Origin of the sequence: Streptomyces sp. NPDC005728, from assembly GCF_040630895.1 — a bacterium.
GTDB lineage: Bacteria > Actinomycetota > Actinomycetes > Streptomycetales > Streptomycetaceae > Streptomyces.
The window spans coordinates 51712-72006 of record NZ_JBEXYL010000015.1; the positions used below are offsets into that span (position 1 = coordinate 51712).

Consider the following 20295-nt stretch of genomic DNA (forward strand, 5'->3'; position numbering starts at 1 on the left):
GGCCTCATATGAGACCGGGTCCTGCGGCGTACGCGATTCGGCCGTCCCGTACCGGACGGGACCCCCTCAGGGGGGAGGCGCGGTGCGTGATCGACAGGCATCCCGTGCTGCCCGCCGGGCCCGGGAGTTCGAGGCGTTCGTCGCGGGCGCGGCGGGGCGGCTGCTGCACAGCGCCACCCTGTTCACCGCGGAGGCGCCGGATGCCAACCCGCGCGCGCGGCGCCTGCTGACGCTGGCGCTCGCCCACACCTACGCCCGCTGGGACCGGCTGCACGGCGAGGACCCCTACGAGTGCGCCCGCCAGGACCTCGCCACGCGCTTCGCGCACGAGGCGTGGCACCACTACGGCGCCTTCGGCCGCGCCCGGCCGCATCCGCGCAGCCCGCTCTGCGCCCTGACGCCGCAGGAGCGGCTGGTCCTGGTGCTGCGGATGTACGAGGGAGTGGCCGAGGAACAGGTGGCGGCCCTGCTCGGCCTGCCCGTCGAGCGGGTGCACTCGCTGTGCGACCGCGCCACGGCCACCGTGCTGCATCCGGCGCCCGCGGCCGTCCCGCGCGCGGTGGGTGCGAAGGTGGCGCCGTCATGAGGCGGCGGCCGGGCGGGAGACCCCGGTGAACCGCCCCGAGCGGGAGGCCGCCGTACGGCGGATCCTGGAGCAGACGTCGGCCCACGTGCCGCCGGACCTGTACGGCGAGGCCGTCCGGCGCGGCGAGCGCCTGCTGCGGCGCCGCCGGCTCGTCCACCGCGTGCTGTGGCTGCTGCTGTTCGCCGCGGCCGTGGCGTTCACCGTCTGGGCGGTGTCGGTCCGTCCCTGGGTGGAGCCGCCGTCGCAGACGACCCCACCCTTCATCGACTGGTGACCGGCTAGCCCAGGGCCTGCTGCAGGTCCTCCAGCAGGTCGTCGACGTTCTCGATGCCGACGGACAGCCGGACCAGGTCGGCGGGAACCTCCAGGGCGGAGCCCGCCGCGGAGGCGTGCGTCATCCGGCCGGGGTGCTCGATGAGCGACTCGACACCGCCGAGGGACTCGCCGAGGGTGAACACCTGGGCACGGTTGCACACCTCGACGGCGGCCTCCTCGCCGCCCTCGACCTGGAAGGACACCATGCCGCCGAACGCCTTCATCTGCTTGGCGGCGACCTCGTGGCCGGGGTGCTCGGGCAGCCCCGGGTACAGGACGCGGGTCACGCGCGGGTGCCGGGTCAGCATGTCGGCGATCCGGGTGGCGTTCTCGCTGTGCCGGTCCATGCGCACCGCGAGGGTCTTGGTGCCGCGCAGCACCAGCCAGGAGTCGAAGGGGCCGGCGACGGCACCCATCGCGTTCTGGTGGTAGGCCAGTTCCTCGGCCAGCGTCTGGTCGGAGACGATCAGCGCACCGCCGACGACGTCGGAGTGGCCGCCCATGTACTTGGTCAGCGAGTGCACGACGACGTCCGCGCCGAGCGACAGCGGCTGCTGGAGGTAGGGCGTGGCGAAGGTGTTGTCGACGACGAGCTTCGCGCCCGCGTCATGGGCGATCTGGGCGACCGCGGCGATGTCGGTGATACCGAGCAGCGGGTTGGAGGGGGTCTCCACCCAGACGGCCTTGGTCTTCGGGGTGATCGCGGCGCGTACGGCGGCCGGGTCGCTGGTGTCGGCGACGGACCACTCCACGCCCCATCGGGTGACGACCTTGGCGAAGAGGCGGAAGGTGCCGCCGTAGGCGTCGTTGGGGATCACCACGTGGTCGCCGGGGCTGAGCAGCGTACGCAGCAGGGTGTCCTCGGCCGCCAGGCCGGACGCGAACGCGAGACCGCGCCGCCCGCCCTCCAGCGCGGCGAGGTTCTCCTCCAGGGCGGTCCTGGTCGGGTTGGCGCTGCGGCTGTACTCGTAGCCGCCGCGCAGTCCGCCCACGCCGTCCTGCTTGTAGGTCGAGACCTGGTAGATCGGCGGGACGACCGCGCCGGTGAGGGGATCCGCGGTGTTGCCCGCGTGAATCGCCAGTGTCTCGAAGTGCTGACTGATCTGCCTGTCGCTCATTCCACCGAGCGTAGTGCGCCTGGCCGGATGCTGTGGTCCGGCAGGCCCGCCCTCGAGTCGGGGACGAGTTGTCCACAGGCCCGTCCGGCGGGGTTGGCCAATTGTCGGCGGTGTCTGGTTCGCTTGAGGCATGTCGATTCTCTGGCTGCTCATGGCCCTGGTCCTGCTGAGCTTCGTGCTGCTCCCGCTCCTGCGGCGCAGGCGCGGGGTGATCGAGCGGGTCTCCCCGGGCCACCCGGACGCCGCCGATCCGGCGCGCTACGGCTTCGTGGGCCAGGAGGAGCTGGACGTGCGGATGCCCGGCCCCGACCAGGACCTGCTGGCGGCCCTGGAGCTGGTGCAGCGCACACAGGACTATCGCGCGGCCGCCCAGCTGCTGGCCGGCACCGAGGCCGAGGGCGAAGTGCGCTGGCAGCGGGTGCAGGCCTTCGCCGGTGCGGCGGCCCTCGAGCTGCAGCAGCGGCCGGGCGGGGTGCACGAGACGCCGGGCGGGCAGTGGCTCCGGGTGTGGCGGGCCGAGCAGCCCAAGGACGCGGGCGGTGCGGCGGTGCACGCCGAGTTCCTGGTGCAGCAGGCGTGGCGGACGTCGACGCCCGGCGCGGAGGACTTCCGGATCATCATGGAGGAGGCCCGGGAGGCCTGCGGACAGGCGGCGCTGCCGGCCCCCGGCGACCCGGTGCCGTACATCGTCGAACTGTCCGTCGCCCGCGGCCTCGCCTTTGCGCAGCCCGAGTTCGAGAAGCTCTGGCTGAGCGTCCTGGACCGCGCACCCCACCACATGGGCGCACACCTGGCCGCGCTGCACTACTGGTGCGAGAAGTGGCACGGCTCGCGCGCGCAGGCGTACGCGTTCGCCGAGGCCGCTGCGGCCCGCGCCCCCGAGGGCTCGCTGCTCGCCGCGCTGCCGCTGTTCGCGGTCTTCGAGCACCTCCCCGAGGTGAACCTGGTCGCGAGTTTCTACGAGAGCGAGGTCGTCACCAAGGCGATGCACGGCGCGCTGCACGCGGTGCACACCGCCCGCCCCGACGACCCGATGCTCGCGCACGTCCGCCATCTGCTGCTCTTCTTCCTGGTCCGCGCCGAGCGCTGGGCGGAGGCCATGGACCAGCTGATACACGTCGACGGCCATGTGGGCGCGCTGCCCTGGACCCTGTCCGACGACCCGGCCGAGGCATTCGCCCTCTACCGCGCGCTGGCGGTGGGCGGCTACGAGGCGAACGGCGGCAGCCCGGCGAGCCTGCCCGGCTGACCGGCCGGCCGGCGGCTCCTGTGGATTGCCCCGCTGACCTGGGGTAGGGCATACTCCGCATGCTCCGAGTTTGCTCTTGCTTTGCCTTGGGCCTGCTCCGGACGTGCTCCGAGTCCCCCCACACTCTCCGGCACCGCGACGCGGTGTCCGCCATGTCCGCTTTCCTGGGTCCTGTGGGGGGATCTGCCCGATGGGCGCAACTCTGCGCGCGCTGCGCGCCCTCGTCCTGCTGTGCGGCTTCTATCTGCTGAGCGTGCTGCTGCTCGCGGCGCTGGCCGGTGTCGACGTCGCCGCGTACAGCTCGGGGCTGCGCGGTGCGGCCGCCTTCAAGATCTTCATCGTCTCCGTGGTCCTCGCCGTCCCCGTCGTACGCGGCATGTTCATGCTGCGCACGCCCCGGGGCGAGGAACCGCCCGGCATCGAGGCCACGGAGGCCGACGAGCCCCGGCTGTGGGCGCTGGTCCGGGAACTCGCGACGGCGACCGGGACCCGCGCACCCGACCGGATCCTGCTCACCGCCGACGTCAACGCGGCCGTCAGCGAAGAGTCCCGCCTGCTCGGCCTGCTCCCCGGCCCGCGCCGGCTCCACCTCGGCGTACCGCTGCTGACCGGTCTGACCGAGGCGCAGCTGAGGGCCGTACTCGCCCACGAATACGGCCACTTCACCGGCGGTGACACCCGGCTGTCCGCGCTCGTGGTGCGCGGCCGGGCACAGATCGCCCGGGTCATCGGGCATTTCCGTGCCAAGGCCGAGGGCAAGGTGGCAGCCGAGCGCGCCCGGCAGGAGAAGGCCTCCGCCAAGCGGGTCGCGAGGGGCAAGAAGGCCAGGGAGATCGAGACCGGCGGGGCCGGGGCGACGTACCGGATGATGGCCGCGATCTACACCTGGTACGGCAAGCTCTATCTGCGTGCCTCCCTCAGCACGGCCCGCGCCCAGGAGTACGCCGCGGACCTGGCCGCCGCCCGGATCGCCGGGCGCGACGCGACCGCCTCGGCGCTGCGCGAGATCCCGGTCCTGGCCGACTGCCACGACTTCTACCTCGACTCCTACGCCACCCTCGGCCTGCCGGTACGGCTGCTGCCGCCGCGCGGCGAGTTCTTCGGCGGCTTCGGCCGGCTGCTGACGGCCCGCGAGCCGGAGCTGGCGGAGCTGCGGGCCCACCGACCGAGCGATCAGACCTCGCCGTACGACTCCCATCCGCCGATGGACGAGCGGGTACGCCGGGTCGAGGCGCTGCCCGCCGACGGGCGCACCGAGGAGGCCAAGGGCTCGGCCCTCGCCCTGCTCACCGATGCCCGGCGCACCCTGGCCGTACTGGAGGAGGCCGTCCTGGCGGACGAGGTCCTCGCCTACCGGCGCTCCGCCGAGTGGCAGGAGCTGCTGGACGCCGCCATGGCCGCGGGCATGTCCTCCGCGAACACCCCGCTGCACCGGGCGCTCGCCGACTACACCGGGCAGCCTGCGACGCTGTCCGCCCTGCTGGAGGTCATCGACGACGGCCGGCTGTGGCGGCTGGCGGAGCGACTGCCACTGTCCGAGCAGGCGGCCGCGGCGAAAGGCCGGGCCTTCCGCGAGTTCGTACGGCCCCAGCTGCACCGGTCGCTGCGGACGATGGTGCTGGCGGAGTTCAGCGCCCGTTCGCTGCTGAGCTGGGAGTTCTCCTGGTCGCGCGCGGCCGCCGTCCGGCTGCCCGGCTGGGCCTCGGAGAACACGGCGGACGAGGGCCCCGAGGCCGCACTCGAGGCGGCCGTGGACGCGGCGCTCGCCGACCACCCCGACACCGCACCGCTGCGGGCACTGCTGCCGCCGGCGACGCCACAGCCCGTGTGAGCGAGGGACACCGCGGCCGTCCGACGGAGCCGGTGCGAGAGACCCGGCACCGCGGCCCGTAGGAGAGACCCGCACCGCGGCCGTCCACCACAACCCGTACGAGCGAGCGGCACCCCGACCGCCCGCCGCACCCCGCACCCCGACCGTCCGGCGCACCCCGCGCGACCAACCCGCACCCCCAGCCTCCCGCCGCAGCCTCATTCGACGAACGGATCGCACCCGCCCATGACCGTCCTGCTCTGGATCCTGGCCGTCCTGGCCGTCCCCACGCTGATCTTCGTGGTGTGGATCGCCGGGGTGTTTCTGAAGGAGTTCCTCAACCCGAGCCCCGACGACGGCTCCGAGGCCGCGGCGGCAGCCGAGAAGCTCGGACTGCTGCCTGCCGAGCGGCAGAACACCGAGCTGGGCGCACCCCTGCCCGCGGGCTGGGCGGCGGCGCTCGACGCGGCGCGCGGCGGCGACTGGCAGCCCGCCGCGGAACTGCTGCGCACCGTCGGCCGGGACTGGGAGCGCCGTACGACGATCGTCGAACGGCTGGCCACGCTCGCGGCCAAGGACGACGAGTGGCTGCTGGCCTGGGAGGTTGCGCGCCCCGAGGACCCGGACGCGGCCGTGGTCAGGGCGCAGAGCACGGTGTACCTGGCCTGGGAGCTGCGGGGTGCGAAGAAGGCCAAGTACACGACGCAGGAGCAGTTCCAGGGCTTCCACCGGACACTGAAGGGCGCGCGTGAGGAGATCGCGCGGGCGGCCGCCCTCAATCCCGACGACCCGACGCCGTACGTCGCGGAGATCTGGGTGGCGCTCGGCCTCGGCTACCCGAACGCCGAGATGGACAAGCTGTGGTCGGAGGTCACCACGCGTGCCCCGCACCACTTCGGGGCCCACTACTCGGCCCTGCAGTACTGGTGCGCGAAGTGGCGGGGCTCGCAGCAGCTGGCGTTCGACTTCGCCGAGCGGGCGGCGGCCGAAGCGCCGCTGGGCAGCCTGCTGACGGTGCTGCCGCTCATCGCGCACTTCGAGCACGACGATTCGACCGACACCGTGGCCGACAACACGCCCGAGATGGTGGCCAGGGTCGACGCGGGCCTCGCGGACGCGGCGGCCGCGGACCCCGACCACCCCGGCCTCGCGGGCCTGCGCCACCTGCTGGCGTTCTACCTCCACCTGCAGGACCGGCACGAGGCGGCGCTGGAGCAGTTCAAGCTGGTCGACGGGTATGTGGACGCGCTGCCATGGAGCTACCGGGGGGACGGGGCGGCCGCGTACTACTGCCAGGTCCGCAACGACACGGTGCAGGCGGCGACGGCGGGAGCGGGTCAGGAGAGCCAGTCGCAGTAGCGGGTGGTGGCGAGCTGGGCGTTCTTGTCGGTGAGGACGTCACCCTTGACCGTCCGATACGACCTGCGACCCGATCAGCCCGGTACCACCGATGACTGCGACCTTCACGGCATACCTTTCGCTGCATTTTGTGCGCAATATGACATATGAACAGCCAGGTGGGCGCGGCAGGAGACGGCGCCCGGTATGCGGGCTGCGCCTGCCCGCTGCCGCCTGGGCGGGAAGGGGGCGTGCGCGTGCGGTGTCGACGGCTCCGTTGGACGATGTACTGACGAACGCCGCCGGGCAGCGGAACTCTCTCGACGAGGTACGGGATGCGCGACATCACCTTCCGCGGGGGCGGTGAGTTTCCCGAGCCAGGAGGCGAGGCGGACGCTCTGGTGGACGCCCGGGGCCGCGTGGCGGCCTGGGGACCGGGAGCCCGACGGATGCTCGGGTACGCGGCGGAGGAGGTGCTCGGGCTGCGTGCCGACGAGCTGCTCTACGACCCTGCTGACGCACGGGACCTCGTCCGGCGCTGGGACGCCGGCGCTCGGCGCGGGACCCTGGTGCTGCGGCGGCGCGGCGGAGAGCCGCTGGAGGCCGAGGTGTGGGCCCGTCCGCTCACCTCCGCGAGCGGTGACGGACCGTGGCTCGTGCAGGCGGCCGGACCGGAGGCGCTGCGGACGTACGAGTTCGGGCGTGCCCTGCTGAAGGGGCTGTTCACCGACTCACCGTTCCACATCGACGTCTTCGACCCGCAGCTGCGGTTCGTCACCCAGAACCTCACGGAACGACGCGCCGGAGTGTTCCGGCCGAGCGAGTACGCCGGGCACACCATGCGCGAGATGGCCCCGCCCGGCCTGCTGGACTTCGATGCCCTGGAGGCCCGGCAGCGGCGGGTGCTGGCGACGGGCGAGGCCCTCATGGACACCGAGGTGGTCGGCCACGCCGTACCCGGTTCACCGCGCGACTACGTCTGGTCGGAGTCCATCCTGCCCCTCAGAGACGCATCGGGGACGGTGATCGCGCTGGCCCATGTGGTCTCCGACGTGACCCAGCGGGTCCGCTCGCGCGAGCGGCTGAGGGTTTCGAACGAGGCGGCCAACCGGATCGGTACCACCATGGACCTGTGGGGCACCGCCCGGGAACTGGCCGATGTCGCAGTGCCGGGTCTCGCGGACCTCTGCTACGTCGACCTGCTGGACTCCCTCTTCCCCGGCGGGGAGCCGACCGGCGGCCGGGAGCCGGCCGACGGCCCGGAACCGACTCACGGACCGCAACCGAGCGACAGCCCGGAGCCGACCGATGTCCGGCGACCGCCTCCCCTGCTGCTCCGCCGCGCCGCACACGCCCAAGCGGCCGAGGACACGGGTCAAGGCGGTGCCGGCACGGTGAAGGTGGGCGAAGCCGACGTGCGGGCGACAGCGCCCGGCTCGCCGTTCGCCGACGCCCTCGCCAAGGGCGAGTCCGTCCTCCTGACGGACGAGGAACTGCTCGCCTGTCCCGCCGCCGTGGGCCCCGGCCCCTCGCCGGGCGGCGCACCGACGCCCCACTCCTGGCTGCTCGTGCCCCTGCTCGCCCGCGGCGTCGCCCTGGGCGCCGCGGTCTTCGTACGCTCCCGCAGTCCCCGCCGGTTCGAGCCGGACGACGTGCTGCTCGCCGAGGAGATCGTGACCCGCGCGGCGGTGTGCGTGGACAACGCCAGCCGGTACCACCGGGAACGTACGACGGCGCTGACCCTCCAGCGCAGCCTGCTCCCCCAGCGGCTGCCCTCGCCGTCGGCCGTGCGGACGGCGTCCCGCTATCTGCCGGCGAGCGGGCACACGGGGCTGGGCGGCGACTGGTTCGACGTGATCCCGCTGTCCGGCGCGCGAGTGGCCCTCGTGGTGGGGGACGTGGTCGGACACGATCTGCAGTCCGTCGTCACCATGGGCCGCCTGCGCACCGCCGTCCGCACGCTCGCGGATCTCGACCTGCCCCCCGACGAGCTGCTCACCCATCTGGACGACCAGATGAACCGCTTCCTCGACGAGCGCGGCGACGAAGGCTCCCAGGCACCGGGAGCGACCTGCCTGTACGCGGTGTACGACCCCGTGTCCCGCCGTTGCCTGCTGGCCCGGGCCGCGCATCCGCCACCGGCCCTGGTCTCGGCGGACGGCACCGTCGACTTCGTCGAACTGCCCGGCGGCCCTCCGCTGGGCCTGGGCGGTGTCGTGTTCGAACAGCGGGAGATCGAGCTGGGCGACGGGGACCTCCTGGTGCTCTACACCGACGGCCTGCTGGAGTCGCGGGACCAGGACTTCGACACCGGACTGCGCCGCATGCACCACGTGCTCTCCGGCACGTCCCCGGCGGCGCCACCCCAGGAGGTGTGCGACAGGCTGGTCCGTGCGTTGCTGCCGGAGCGGCAGCAGGACGACGTGGCCGTCCTGGCGGCCCGTGTCAGGGGTCTGGCTCCGGACCGTCATGTCACCTGGAAGATCGAGGCGCGGGACGAGATGGTCGGCCGGGCCAGAGAGCTGACGGCACGGCAGATGGCGCGGTGGGGGCTGGAAGAGGAGTCGTTCACGACCGAGCTGATCGTCAGTGAGCTGGTGACGAACGCGCTGCGCTACGGCGCGGGGCCGATCACTCTGCGGCTGATCCGCGACCGCCACCTGATCTGCGAGGTGTCGGACGGCAGCAGCACCTCCCCCCATGTGAGGCGGGCCGAGGAGACGGACGAGGGCGGCCGCGGCCTCTACCTCATCACCCAGCTGACGCAGGGCTGGGGGACCCGCTACCACGAACGGGGCAAGACCATCTGGGCCGAGCAGACGCTTTCCCGTTGACGGTCCGCGGGGCCCTCGACCCGGCCTGCCCCCGGCGCCACCCTCGACTCCTGACCCAACTAAGATAAGCCTTGCCTTAGTTATTGATCGCGCGTGCGAGTCGTGCGCGCGTTGAGGTTGAGGGCCGTGCCGGCCGTGTCCGCCGTGGGGCCCTGCCGGCCGGCTGCGCCTCGTCCACCGGGAAGGGGTCCGGCGAGGGGACCGACAGGGAGCGCAGCCGCGTCATCGGCGCCTCCGAGGGCCCCTCGGCCGCGTCGGCGTCGCCCTGTCCGCCGTCGTGCAGCTGTATCTCGCCGACAGCGAGCTGGACGCCGCCGAGCAGGTCGAGCTGTGGCTGACGGGGAGCCTGAACGGGCGGGGGTGGGAGCAGGCGGTGCCGTTGGCCGTGGTCATGGCCGTCAGCCTGCCCGGACTCTGGTGGGCGGCGCGGGCCGCGAAGCCGCTGGGGCTCGCCGACGAGACCGCGGCCGCGCTCGGGATACGGGTCGACCGTACGCGGCTCGAACTCACCGTGCTCGGTGTCGTCCTCGCCGCCACCGCGACCGGCGCGGCCGGCCCGATCGGGTTCGTGGGGCCGACCGCGCCCCAGCCGGCCCGCCGCCTCACCCGCACCCCGTACCTGCCCCGCTGCTGTGCTCGGCGCTGACGGGCGCGGTGATGGGGTCCGCCGACCTGGCGGCGCGCACGCTGCTGCCGCCGCTGGAGGTGCCGGTCGGCGCGGTCACCGCGCTGGTGGGAGGGCCCTGTCTGCTGTGGCTGCTGGGTCGCTCGGCGGCCGGGCGGCCCGCACAGGGGGCGGCTCAGATGGTGGCGGTGTCGATGACGAAGCGGTAGCGGACGTCGCTGGCCTGCACCCGCTCGTACGCCTCGTTGATCTGGTCGGCACGGATCAGCTCGATCTCCGCGCCCAGGCCGTGCTCGGCGCAGAAATCCAGCATCTCCTGGGTCTCGGCGATGCCGCCGATGCCGGAGCTGCTCATGCTGCGGCGGTTGCCGAACAGCGACTGGAGCACGATCTGCACCGGCTCCTCGGGGAGGCCGACGTTCACCATGGTGCCGTCGGTGCGCAGCAGGGACACGTACGCGGAGAAGTCGAGCGGCGCCGAGACCGTGTTCAGGATGATGTCGAACGTGCCCGCCAGCTCCTCGAAGGTGTCCGGGTCGCTGGTGGCGTGGTAGTGATCGGCGCCCAGCCGGAGCCCGTCGTCCTTCTTGCGCAGGGACTGCGACAGGACGGTGACCTCGGCGCCCAGCGCGTGCGCGATCTTGACGCCCATGTGGCCGAGACCGCCCAGGCCGACGACGGCGACCTTCTTGCCGGGGCCGGCGTTCCAGTGCTTCAGGGGCGAGTACGTGGTGATGCCCGCGCAGAGCAACGGCGCGGCCACGTCCAGCGACAGCCCCTCGGGGATACGGACGACGTAGTTCTCGTCGACGACGACCTTCTCCGAGTAGCCGCCGTAGGTGGGCTCGCCGTCCTTGCCGATGGCGTTGTACGTCCAGACGGTGCCGCCCGTGGAGCAGTACTGCTCCAGGCCGGCCTTGCAGTTGTCGCACTCACGGCAGGAGTCGACCATGCAGCCGACGCCCACCCGGTCACCGACGGCGAACTTCGTCACGCCCGAGCCGACCTCGGCGACGACGCCCGCGATCTCGTGGCCGGGGACCATCGGGAAGATGCCGGGGCGCCAGCCGTCCTGGGCCTGGTGGATGTCGGAGTGGCAGATACCGGCGAACTTGATGTCGATCAGGACGTCGAAGTCGCCGACCGCGCGCCGCTCGATGGTGGTCCGCTCCAGCGGGGCCTTCGGTGCGGGCGCGGCGTAAGCAGCAACAGTGGTCATGCCGGGGTTCTCCTCAGGGGGGTTCGTGCCCGGTTGCCTTCCGACCGGGTACGTCATCCAGCCTGCGTCGGATCCCCCGCACCACCCAGTCCACAGCTTTGCGTACGACCGCTGTGCCTACCACTGGCGGGGTCAGGCTCACGGGCGTACGACCAGGTGACAGGGCCGATACTGGCCGTATGGACGAACAGCCGGAAGCAGCCGTCCCCGGCCGGCCCCTGGACCGGCGGGCCGAGCTGAGCGAGTTCCTGCGCAGCCGGCGGGCCCGGCTGAAGCCGGAGGACGTGGGGCTGCCCGACTTCGGACGGCACCGCCGGGTGCCCGGGCTGCGCCGCGAGGAGCTGGCACAGCTGGCCGGGGTGTCGGCGGCGTACTACACCCGGCTGGAACAGGGCAACGGACGGAACGTCTCGGCCGAGGTCCTGGACTCGATCGCCCGCGCCCTGCGACTGACGGACGCCGAACACGCCCACCTCACCCACCTGGCCAAGCCGAAGGCCCACAAGAAGAAGCCCGCGGCACGGCAGCAGCAGGTGCGGGGGGCGCTGTGCCGGCTGCTGGACACCATGGACGGCGTGCCCGCGTACATCGCCGGGCGCCGGTCGGAGATCCTCGCCTGGAACCGGATGGCCGCGGCCGTCTTCGGCGACTGGTCGGAGCTACCGCCCGCCGAGCGGAACTGGGCCCGGCTGATCTTCCTGCGCCCCGAGTACCGCGACCTGTTCATCGACTGGGAGCAGAAGGCGATCGACATCGTCTGCGCCCTGCGCATGGATGCGGGCTGCTATCCCGACGACCCGCGGCTCTCCGCCCTGGTGGGCGAACTCTCGGTCAAGAGCGAGGAGTTCCGGCGCCTGTGGGCGACCCACGACGTCAAGGAGAAGAGCCACGGCGTCAAGCGTCTGCACCATCCGCTGGTCGGCGACCTGTCCCTGCACTTCGAGACGTTCCGGATCGCGGACGACGGCGACCAGGCGCTGATCACCTACCACGCGGAGCCGCACTCCCCGTCGGCAGAGGCCCTGCGTCTGCTGGCCAGCTGGGGCACGGACGCGACCCGCGCGGGGAAGGACAGTTCGGCGCCGTCGCACTGACCCGGGACACCCCCGACGATCACCCCTGATACGGCGGCATCGCCCCCCAGTTCCACTTCGGCACCGGCTGCTCGGCCGGCGGCTTCGCGTTCGGGGACGAGAAGTACACGGCCAGGCGCGTGCCCCATTCCACGTATGCCAGGAACGCCGAGCGGAACTCCGCGTCCTTCGGCAGGTCCGCGTCGTCCGCCGCGTCCTGGATGAGGTTGACCCAGCGGCGGCGCTGGGGCTCCGTGATGTGCTTGCCGAAGTGTTTGGCGACCATGTGGCCGTGCCCGCCCTGGGTTTCGGAGTACGCCGCCGGGCCGCCGAAGACCTCGGCGAGCCAGAGGGCGACGTGGGCGGCGTGCTCGGGGGCCAGGTCCGCGAAGAGGGGGGCCAGGAGGTCGTCCTTCAGGACCTTGTCGTAGAAGGCCTCGGTCAGGCGGGAGAAGGCCTCGGCACCGCCCGCCCAGTCGTACAGGGAGGGGATGGCGGCCCCGCTGCCGTGCACGCCGGTCGGCTGGTAGTGACGCATCTCCTCGATGCTCTCGACGTACGGGCGGATCTCCGCGAAGAACGGTGGAAACAGCTCCGACCTGCGGAAACCCTCAAGGTGGTGCTGTGTCGACGTCCAGGTGATCCGCAGGATCCAGGACGTGGGCTCCTCCTCGCAACGCGCCAGTTCGTAGTCGACGCACTGCGGGGCCGCGGCCAGCTGTGCTGCCGCGCGGGTGTAGGCGGACAGGAACTCCGCCGACTGCTGCTCGGAAATGCGGTAACGGATGTACTCGACCGTGTGAGCCGTCATGCGCCCACCCAAACACGAACACCCCACCGGAGGCAGCGGCTCCGGCGGGCTGCCCGCTCAGCGCTCAGCGAAACGGACGGCCCGCCGGAAGCACCTGCTTCCAGCGGGCCGTTTGTCACCGGTCATCGGTCCACTCGGCTACCGACGGCTCACTTGCCGTAGTACGCGTTGTAGATCGTGATCGTCGACGTGTTGCCCTTCTTGTCGGCGATGTTGGCGCGGAACGAGATGGCCTTGCCCTTCGCCGGGTTCTTCACGGTGATCTTGCCGCCACGGACGTCGGCCTTCTTGAAGGTCCTGCCGTCGTAGGAGACGTACACCGCGAGGGACTTCAGGTTGCGGCCCGCGGCCGAGCCCTCCACGGTGACCGGGAAGGTGACCGTCTTCCCGGCCTCGACGCGGCTGTCCAGGCCGGTGGAGGCGCCGAAGCGCAGGGCGGACACGGGGAGCTTGGCGAAGCCGCTCGACGGCTTCTTGGACCGGAAGGTCCAGGTCGCGTCGATCCGCGAGGAGGCCTGCGCGACCGCCGCCGCACGCTTGACCGAGGTGGTCAGCTTGTAGGCGGAGTCACCGGCCGGGACCTTGAAGGTCTTGCCGCCGAACATCGGGTCGTCGTTGGAGCCGACCTTGACACCGTTGCGGTACAGGGTCGTGGTCGCCGAGTCGAACGTCGAGTAGCCGACGTTCCTGGCGCCGTCGGCGAACAGCGGCAGCGAGCCGTAGATCTCGTTGCCGTCCCGGAAGACACCGAAGTCGGCGTTGACGAGCGGAGCGAAGACCGCGGTGTTGAAGGTCTTCGTGTACGTCTTGCCCGCCGTGAACGACTGCGCGCGCACGGAGTAGGCGGCGTCGTCGATCGGGAAGCCGTCCGGGTCGACCCCGGCGTACTGCTCGAACTCCAGCTGCCACTTCACGCCGTCCTTGGCGGACAGGTGCAGGGTGCGGGTGCCGGGCAGGGGCTGCTGGAGGCTGATGGAGGAGGCGCTGGAGCTGCCGGGCAGCCAGCCGACCGCGCCGACGGAGCCCTTCTTGCCGCTCGCGGAAGCGCCCATCCGGGCCTTCAGCGTGGCCAGGTCGCTCGCCTTGTAGTGCTTGGTGTAGCCGGTGGCGAGCTGCCTGACCGGGCCGCCGGCGGTGACGTCGTACTGCTCGGTGGCACCCTTGGACCAGTGGGCGTCCCACTGCTGGAACAGCGTGCCGGAGGGCAGCTGCCCACCCAGGTGGGCGGTATGGAAGTTGTCGTACGTGTCGAGGAGCCAGCCGTAGCCGTACTGGCCGTCGCCGACCGTGACGTCCCACTCCGGCGCGGCGAATTCGGACTTGAGGCCCGTGGCCGGGACGGTGATGTCCACCGGCTTGGCCTTGCGCGCGTCGACCGTGATCGACTGCTTCTTGCCGACGGTCAGCTTCGGCTGAGCGATCCAGTCGATGCCCTTGGTGGCGTCCTGCGGGTCCACGAAGAGGGCGGTGTTGAGGATGTACGTGCCCTTGGGCGCGCGCACCTTCACCGTGCCGGACTTGTCGTACGGCGTCAGGTCCTTGCCGCCTGCGAGGCCCGCCACACCGGTCAGGTCGGCGCTGTAGTACGGAGCCGGCTTGCCGTCACGGCCGATGAACTTCAGCGTGACGTCGTACGACTCCACCTCGCGCTGCACCGCGGCGGCCGTGCGGACGCTCTGCCCGCCGCCGGTCGCGATCACGTACGCGGAGTAGGCGCCGTCGAGGGTGCCGCCCAGCTTGGTGTCGACCGTCAGGCCGACGGAGGCCTTGCCGTGCGCCGGGACCGTCACCTTGGTCGCGCCGAGCTTGAAGAAGCCCGCCGGAGCCGCCTGCCCCTTGGGGTTGGTGGCGGTGCTGGTCAGGTTGAGGGTGACGTCCTTGTCGCCCAGGTTGCGGTACGACACCTGCTGGGTGACCGGCTTGTCGTCGGTGTGCGGCCACTGCTGCACCCCGAAGCTGACCGATACCGGGTCGGCGATCACGGACTGCTTGATCGCCTTGTCCACCGCGATCCGGCCCGAACCCTGCTGGAACGGCGTGTACTTGCCGCCCTTGGCGGAGCCGGTGAGCGCGCCCTTCAGGTCGGCGTAGCCCCAGTCGGGGTGCTCCTGCTTCAGGATCGCGGCGGCGCCCGCGACGTGCGGGGTGGCCATCGACGTACCGGAGATGGTCAGGTAGCCCTCGGGCTTCTCACCGACCTCCTGGTCGATGACGCTGCCCTTGGCCGCGGCGGCGGTGATGTCCACACCGGGCGCCGTGACGTCCGGCTTGACGGCGCCGTCGCCGGTGCGCGGACCGGTCGAGGAGAAGTCGGCCAGCTTGTCCTTGTCGTCGACGGCACCGACGGTGAGCGCGGCGTCCGCGCTGCCCGGCGAACCGATCGACTGGGGGCCCTCGTTGCCCGCGGCGATCGCGAACAGGACGCCCTTCTCGGCGGAGAGCTTGTTGACCTCGGCCTCGAGCGGGTCGATCTCGGGCGTGTCGTAGCCGCCGAGGCTCAGGTTGATGACCGAGGCGCCCTGCGAGGCCGCCCACTCCATGCCGGCGAGGATGCCGGAGTCGTCACCGGAGCCGGTGTCGTCCAGGACCTTGCCGTTGAGGATCTTGGCGTCCGGAGCGACGCCCTTGTACTTGCCGCCCGACTTGGCGCCGGTGCCCGCCACGATGGAGGCGACGTGCGTGCCGTGCCCGAAGTGGTCCTTGGCGTCGGCGGCGGGGGTGAAGTTCTTGGCGTCGATCACCTGGTCCTTGAGGTCCGGGTGGGTGGCGTCCACACCCGTGTCCAGGACGGCGACCTTCACGCCCTTGCCGGTGTAGCCGGCGGCCCAGGCGGTCGGGGCGCCGATCTGCGGCACGGACTTGTCGAGCGAGGCCTTGCGGACGCCGTCGAGCCAGACGTGCGCGATGCCCGAGGCGGCCCTGTCGCCGTTGGTGACGGCGCCCCACAGCTCGGCGGTGTCCTCGGCCGGGGTCTGCACGGCGTCCGCGTTCAGCGCCTTGAGGCTGCGGCGCAGGTGGCCCGCGTCCCGGACCTCCTCCTTCGCGGCCGTGGCGGCACCGTTGTAGCCGACGATGACCTTCAGGCCGTTCTTCTGGGACGTGCGGGTGGCGGCCTTGTTCAGCTCGGTGACGTCGAACAGCCGCTGGTCCAGCTTGCCGGAGGCGACCAGGCGGGCCGCGTCCGCGGGGACGACCAGCGTGTGCCCGTCGGCCTTGCGGACCTGGAAGGGTATGTGCTCCCGCCCCTTCGCCCGCTGCAGGCCGACGACACGGCCCTTGCCGTCGAGGGCGACGCGGTCGCCGGTGATCAGGGTGACGTGGTGCTTGGCGGTGAGCGAGGAGGCAGCGGCCGTGAGGCGCTGCCCGGGCTTCGCCGACGCGGGGCTGGTCATACCCGCTGCGAGGGCGACAGCTGCGGCGACGGCCACAGTGGCCGCCGCCGAGCTTTTCACTTGTCTGCGCAAGACTCCCCCTGGAGATGGAGTACCGGGGTGAATTCCCCATTCACCCGACCGGGGGCAGTCCCGTACATCTGCACGCCAACCCCCCGGATCACGCAGTATGCCGGGGGGCTGTCTGACGGCTCAATAGATGAGAGGACAGTAAGAAAACACGGCCCGGAACTGTTACGCACCGGGGGGTGCACCGTTACAGAACCGCGAACTCGCCCATGTGTAAACGGTGTTGGAGGACGTCAGGCGCCCGCGTTCTCCTTCACGGTGATCCTGCCCTTGCGGATGGTGGCCAGGCGCGGGGCCTTCTTCGCGATCGCGGAGTCGTGGGTGACCATGATGAAGGTCAGCCCGTGCTCCTTCCACAGGCGTTCGAGTACGTCCATGATCTCGTCGCGCATGCCCTCGTCGAGGTTGCCGGTCGGCTCGTCGGCGAGCAGGACCTTGGGCCGCTTGACGAAGGCGCGGGCGATGGCGACGCGCTGCTGCTGCCCTCCGGACATCTCGGAGGGCAGATGCCCCAGGCGTTCGCCGAGTCCGACCGAGTGCAGGGCCTCGGCGGCCCGTTCCCGGCGCTCCTTCACCTTGATGCCCAGCGGTACGAGGGCCGTCTCCACGTTCTCCTGGGCGGTGAGCGTCGGGATGAGGTTGAAGGACTGGAAGACGAAGCCGATGCTCTCGCTGCGCACCCTCGTCAGGCGGGCCTCGGGGAGCTTGGCCAGGTCCGTGCCGTCGAGGACGACCTCGCCGGAGCTGGGGCGGTCCAGGCCGCCGAGCATCTGGAGGAGCGTGGATTTCCCACCGCCGGTGGGACCTTGGATGACCAGGCGGTCACCGTCGCCGATGGTCAGGTCGATGCCGTCGAGGGCATGGACGGTGTCCTTGCCCCTTGTATAGCGCTTGGTGACGTTTCTTAGTTCGTACATGGTGGCTCCTGGGATCGTCTTCGACTGCGGTTCGGTGGGGGCTTGGTCGGAAGAGAACGCCGAGCTACTCCACCCGCCGCAACGCGTCCGCCGGGCGCAGGCGCGACGCTCGCCAGCCGCCGAACGCTCCCGCGATCAAGCCGCCTGCCACCGCCAGGCCCACCGCGAGGACGATCGTCGTCACGCTGACCGGGGCCGTGAGCGCGACCTCCAGGGTCTTGGCCGTCCGGCGGCCGGGACCGCCGGCGAAGCCGCCGCCACCACCGGTGCCGCCCCCGAAACCGCCGCCACCGGTGCCCCCGCCGAGCTGGGCCTGCAGGCTGGGGCTGATGGCGGTGACGGCGTAGGCGCCCGCCAGGCCGAGCGCGATGCCGAGGGCGCCGCCGACCAGCCCGTTGACCATGGCCTCGCCGATCACCTGCCGGGTCACCCGGCCGGACTTCCAGCCCAGCGCCTTCAGCGTGCCGAACTCGCGGACGCGCCGGGAGACGGCGGAGGAGGTGAGCAGGCCCGCGACCAGGAACGCGGCCACGAGCACCGCGATGGACAGCCACTTGCCGACGTTGGTGGCGAGGGAGGAGGCCGTGGACAGGGAGCCGGAGACGGTGTCCGCGAGGTCGGCGGACGTGGTGACCGTCGTACCGGAGACGTTCTTCTGGATCGCCGACTTGACGCTGTCGATCTTCTGCGAGTCGGTCGCCTTGACGTAGATCGTGGTGACCTTGTTCTTCGAGTCGCTGAGGGTCTGCGCCTGCTTGAGCGGGAGGTACAGGTCGGCTGCCGAGTCGCCGCTGTCGGCGGTGGCGATGCCGATCACCTTGAACTCGGCGCCCTTGATGGTGACGCTGGAGCCGACCTTGTACTTCTTCTCCTTGGCGTAGGAGGAGTCGGCGACGACGACCTCGGCGTTCGTCTCCGTCGTCCTGAACGTACGGCCACTGGTGATCTTCGAGGAGGTCAGCGGGCCGAGCGCCGGCCTGGTGACGTCGGTGCCGTAGACGGAGTAGTTGTTGACGTCGAAGTCGGCGCCGCCGCCCTGTACTTCACCCTGCGGCTGGCTGTTTCCGCCGGGGCCCCGCCCTCCGCCGCCGTTGCCGTTCTGCTGGAACTGGCCCCGTGTGAACTGGCCGCTGATCTTGACGACCTGCAGGCTCAGCCCGCCGACCGCGTCCGAGACGCCGGACTGCGAGCCGACCTCGGTCACCGTCGAGGTCGACAGCGTCTGGAAGCCCTGCACCATGACGCGGTCACTGCTCTGGGTGGAGTCGTCGCCGTTCTGGCGCGCGTCGAACTGGAAGCGAGGGCGCTGGGCGTCGCCGGTGGACGCCGACGCCGCCTTGGTGACGGTCATGTCCGTACCCAGTCCGTACAGCGACTGCAGGACCTTGTCCTGGGCCTTCCCCATGCCGTTGGACACGGAGTTGACCACGATGACCAGTGCGATGCCCAACGCGAGGCCGGAGGCGACGACGAGGGCCGCTTTTCTACGGCGGCGCAGTTCGCGCCTCAGGTAGGTGAAGAACATGCCCGCAAGCTAGGCACGGACCGTGATGGCTCGATAAGGCTGAAATAAAAGAAGCATGAGAAGGCTGTGGCCGGCCCCGGAACGGCCCCAGAAACACCGATGCCGCCCCTGGGGGCGGCATCGGAAAGACTGTGAACGGAATGTCAGACGGCCGAACCGGCCTTCCACTGCGCCCAGTCCATGTTCCAGCCGTTGAGGCCGTTGTCCGGGGCGACGGTCTTGTCGCCGGTGTGCTGGATGACCACGACGTCACCGACGAGGGAGTGGTCGTACATCCACGCGGCCGGCGTGTTCGCGTCGTTCGCGCCCTTGGTGTCGGACAGGCCCACGCAGCCGTGGCTGGTGTTCACGCTGCCGAAGATGGACTTCGCGCCCCAGTAGTTGCCGTGCAGGAAGGTGCCGGAGTTGGTGAGACGGATGGCGTGCGGCACGTCCTTGATGTCGTACTCGCCCTTGCCGTCGTCGTCGGTGAAGCCGACGGTCGCACCGTTCATGCGCGTCTGCTTGAACTTCTCGGACATCACCATGATGCCCTGGTACGTCTTGTTCTCCGGCGAACCGGCGGAGATCGGGATGGTCTTGACGACCTTGCCGTCCTCCGTGATCTTCATCTGCTTGGTCTGGGCGTCGACGTAGGAGACCTGGTTGCGGCCGATGTGGAAGGTGACCGTCTTCTGCTGCACGCCGTAGACGCCGCTCGCGCCCTGGACACCGTCGAGGTTGAGCTTCAGCGTGACGGTGGAGTTCTCCGTCCAGTACGTCTCCGGACGGAAGTCGATGCGGTTGGCGTTGAACCAGTGGCCCACGACCTCCTGACCGCTGCTGGAGGTGACCGTGATGCCCTTCTGGACGGCGGCCTTGTCGGTGATCGCCTTGTCGAAGTTGATCGACACGGGCATGCCGACGCCGACGGTGGAGCCGCCCTCCGGCGTGAAGTTGCCTATGAAGCTGTTGGACGGGGAGACCGTGGTGAAGGAGGCGTTCTCGTGGGCCACGAGGCCCGCGGAGTCCTTGGCCTCGGCGGCGACCTTGTAGGTGGTGGAGCGCTCCAGCTGGGCGGTGGGCTTCCAGCTGGTCTTGTCGGCGGACAGCGCACCCGCGACGGGCTTGCCGTCGGCCGTGGTCATCGTCACATCGTTGAGCGTGCCCTTGGCGACCCGGACCGCGGCCGAGTTGTTGATGGAGGCGTTGTTGGAGCCGTCCTTGGGTGTGATCGTGATCTGGGCCTCGGACGACTTCTTGGCGGCCGCCTCGTCGGCCTTGGCCTGGGAGGTGTCGCCGGCGTCGGCGGCCTTGGTGTCGCCACCGCCGGAACACCCGGTGAGTACCAGCACACCGCCGAGCAGTGCGGACGCGACCGTCAGGCCCTTGCGCCGCTTACTGTCCGTCATCACACGCTTCTCCATCGTTGCCG

The 20295-nt window shown here is 71.1% G+C and carries 16 protein-coding genes; 9 read left to right on the plus strand and 7 right to left on the minus strand.

Going from position 1 to position 20295, the window contains the following annotated elements; genetic code table 11:
* Nucleotides 1-82: 82 nt before the first annotated feature.
* Together ABZ471_RS13265 and ABZ471_RS13270 are read left to right on the plus strand one after the other, a co-directional pair.
* Nucleotides 83-586 carry a sigma factor-like helix-turn-helix DNA-binding protein gene (locus tag ABZ471_RS13265; RefSeq protein ID WP_359065673.1) on the plus strand — a complete coding sequence of 168 codons (504 nt, stop codon included), beginning with the start codon at nt 83-85 and terminating at the stop codon, nt 584-586.
* A 25-nt stretch (nt 587-611) separates the two neighbouring features.
* A complete protein-coding gene (locus ABZ471_RS13270) occupies nt 612-860 on the plus strand; it encodes a hypothetical protein (protein ID WP_359065675.1) in 249 nt (82 codons plus the stop codon).
* Nucleotides 861-864: 4 nt separating this feature from the next.
* Here the strand turns inward: ABZ471_RS13270 and ABZ471_RS13275 are convergent, their stop codons facing one another.
* Nucleotides 865-2019 (minus strand): cystathionine gamma-synthase, encoded by a 1155-nt coding sequence (locus tag ABZ471_RS13275; RefSeq protein ID WP_359065677.1) that lies wholly within the window; start codon nt 2017-2019, stop codon nt 865-867.
* Nucleotides 2020-2149: 130 nt separating this feature from the next.
* On the opposite strand from ABZ471_RS13275, the gene ABZ471_RS13280 reads away from it, so the two are divergent.
* The 6 genes from ABZ471_RS13280 (at nt 2150) to ABZ471_RS13305 (ending at nt 10084) form a co-directional block, all read left to right on the plus strand.
* The gene (locus ABZ471_RS13280; protein WP_359065679.1) at nt 2150-3268 is read left to right on the plus strand and encodes a hypothetical protein; all 1119 of its coding nucleotides are present in this window, start codon (nt 2150-2152) and stop codon (nt 3266-3268) included.
* Between the two features lie 190 nt (nt 3269-3458).
* Nucleotides 3459-5099: a M48 family metallopeptidase gene (locus ABZ471_RS13285; RefSeq protein WP_359065681.1), complete on the plus strand. Its 1641-nt coding sequence runs from the start codon at nt 3459-3461 to the stop codon at nt 5097-5099.
* 225 nt (nt 5100-5324) lie between these two features.
* Complete coding sequence (locus tag ABZ471_RS13290) at nt 5325-6437, plus strand: hypothetical protein (protein WP_359065683.1); 1113 nt, start codon at nt 5325-5327, stop codon at nt 6435-6437.
* Nucleotides 6438-6751: 314 nt separating this feature from the next.
* The gene (locus ABZ471_RS13295) at nt 6752-9250 is read left to right on the plus strand and encodes a SpoIIE family protein phosphatase (RefSeq protein ID WP_359065685.1); all 2499 of its coding nucleotides are present in this window, start codon (nt 6752-6754) and stop codon (nt 9248-9250) included.
* 277 nt (nt 9251-9527) lie between these two features.
* Complete coding sequence (locus ABZ471_RS13300; RefSeq protein ID WP_359065688.1) at nt 9528-9896, plus strand: iron chelate uptake ABC transporter family permease subunit; 369 nt, start codon at nt 9528-9530, stop codon at nt 9894-9896.
* A gap of 11 nt (nt 9897-9907) precedes the next feature.
* Nucleotides 9908-10084, plus strand: a complete 177-nt coding sequence (locus tag ABZ471_RS13305) for an iron chelate uptake ABC transporter family permease subunit (RefSeq protein WP_359065690.1) — start codon at nt 9908-9910, stop codon at nt 10082-10084.
* On the opposite strand, the gene ABZ471_RS13310 is transcribed toward ABZ471_RS13305, so the two are convergent.
* A complete protein-coding gene (locus ABZ471_RS13310) occupies nt 10051-11094 on the minus strand; it encodes an NAD(P)-dependent alcohol dehydrogenase (protein ID WP_359065692.1) in 1044 nt (347 codons plus the stop codon). The two genes, ABZ471_RS13305 and ABZ471_RS13310, sit on opposite strands and share 34 nt — an antisense overlap.
* A gap of 179 nt (nt 11095-11273) precedes the next feature.
* Here ABZ471_RS13310 and ABZ471_RS13315 point away from each other — a divergent pair, with 179 nt between their 5' ends.
* Nucleotides 11274-12188: a helix-turn-helix transcriptional regulator gene (locus ABZ471_RS13315; RefSeq protein WP_359065694.1), complete on the plus strand. Its 915-nt coding sequence runs from the start codon at nt 11274-11276 to the stop codon at nt 12186-12188.
* A gap of 19 nt (nt 12189-12207) precedes the next feature.
* Here the strand turns inward: ABZ471_RS13315 and ABZ471_RS13320 are convergent, their stop codons facing one another.
* The 5 genes from ABZ471_RS13320 to ABZ471_RS13340 all read right to left on the minus strand — a co-directional run bounded on the left by ABZ471_RS13320 (nt 12208) and on the right by ABZ471_RS13340 (nt 20272).
* On the minus strand, nt 12208-12978 hold the full coding sequence (locus tag ABZ471_RS13320) for an antibiotic biosynthesis monooxygenase (protein WP_359065696.1): 771 nt from the start codon (nt 12976-12978) through the stop codon (nt 12208-12210).
* A 149-nt stretch (nt 12979-13127) separates the two neighbouring features.
* Entirely contained in the window at nt 13128-16430 is a 3303-nt protein-coding gene (locus ABZ471_RS13325) for a S8 family serine peptidase (protein ID WP_359065698.1), read from the minus strand.
* A gap of 242 nt (nt 16431-16672) precedes the next feature.
* Nucleotides 16673-17356: an ABC transporter ATP-binding protein gene (locus tag ABZ471_RS13330; protein WP_359065700.1), complete on the minus strand. Its 684-nt coding sequence runs from the start codon at nt 17354-17356 to the stop codon at nt 16673-16675.
* Between the two features lie 64 nt (nt 17357-17420).
* Entirely contained in the window at nt 17421-18881 is a 1461-nt protein-coding gene (locus ABZ471_RS13335; protein WP_359065702.1) for an ABC transporter permease, read from the minus strand.
* 143 nt (nt 18882-19024) lie between these two features.
* On the minus strand, nt 19025-20272 hold the full coding sequence (locus ABZ471_RS13340) for an Ig-like domain-containing protein (protein WP_359065704.1): 1248 nt from the start codon (nt 20270-20272) through the stop codon (nt 19025-19027).
* Nucleotides 20273-20295: the final 23 nt, after the last annotated feature.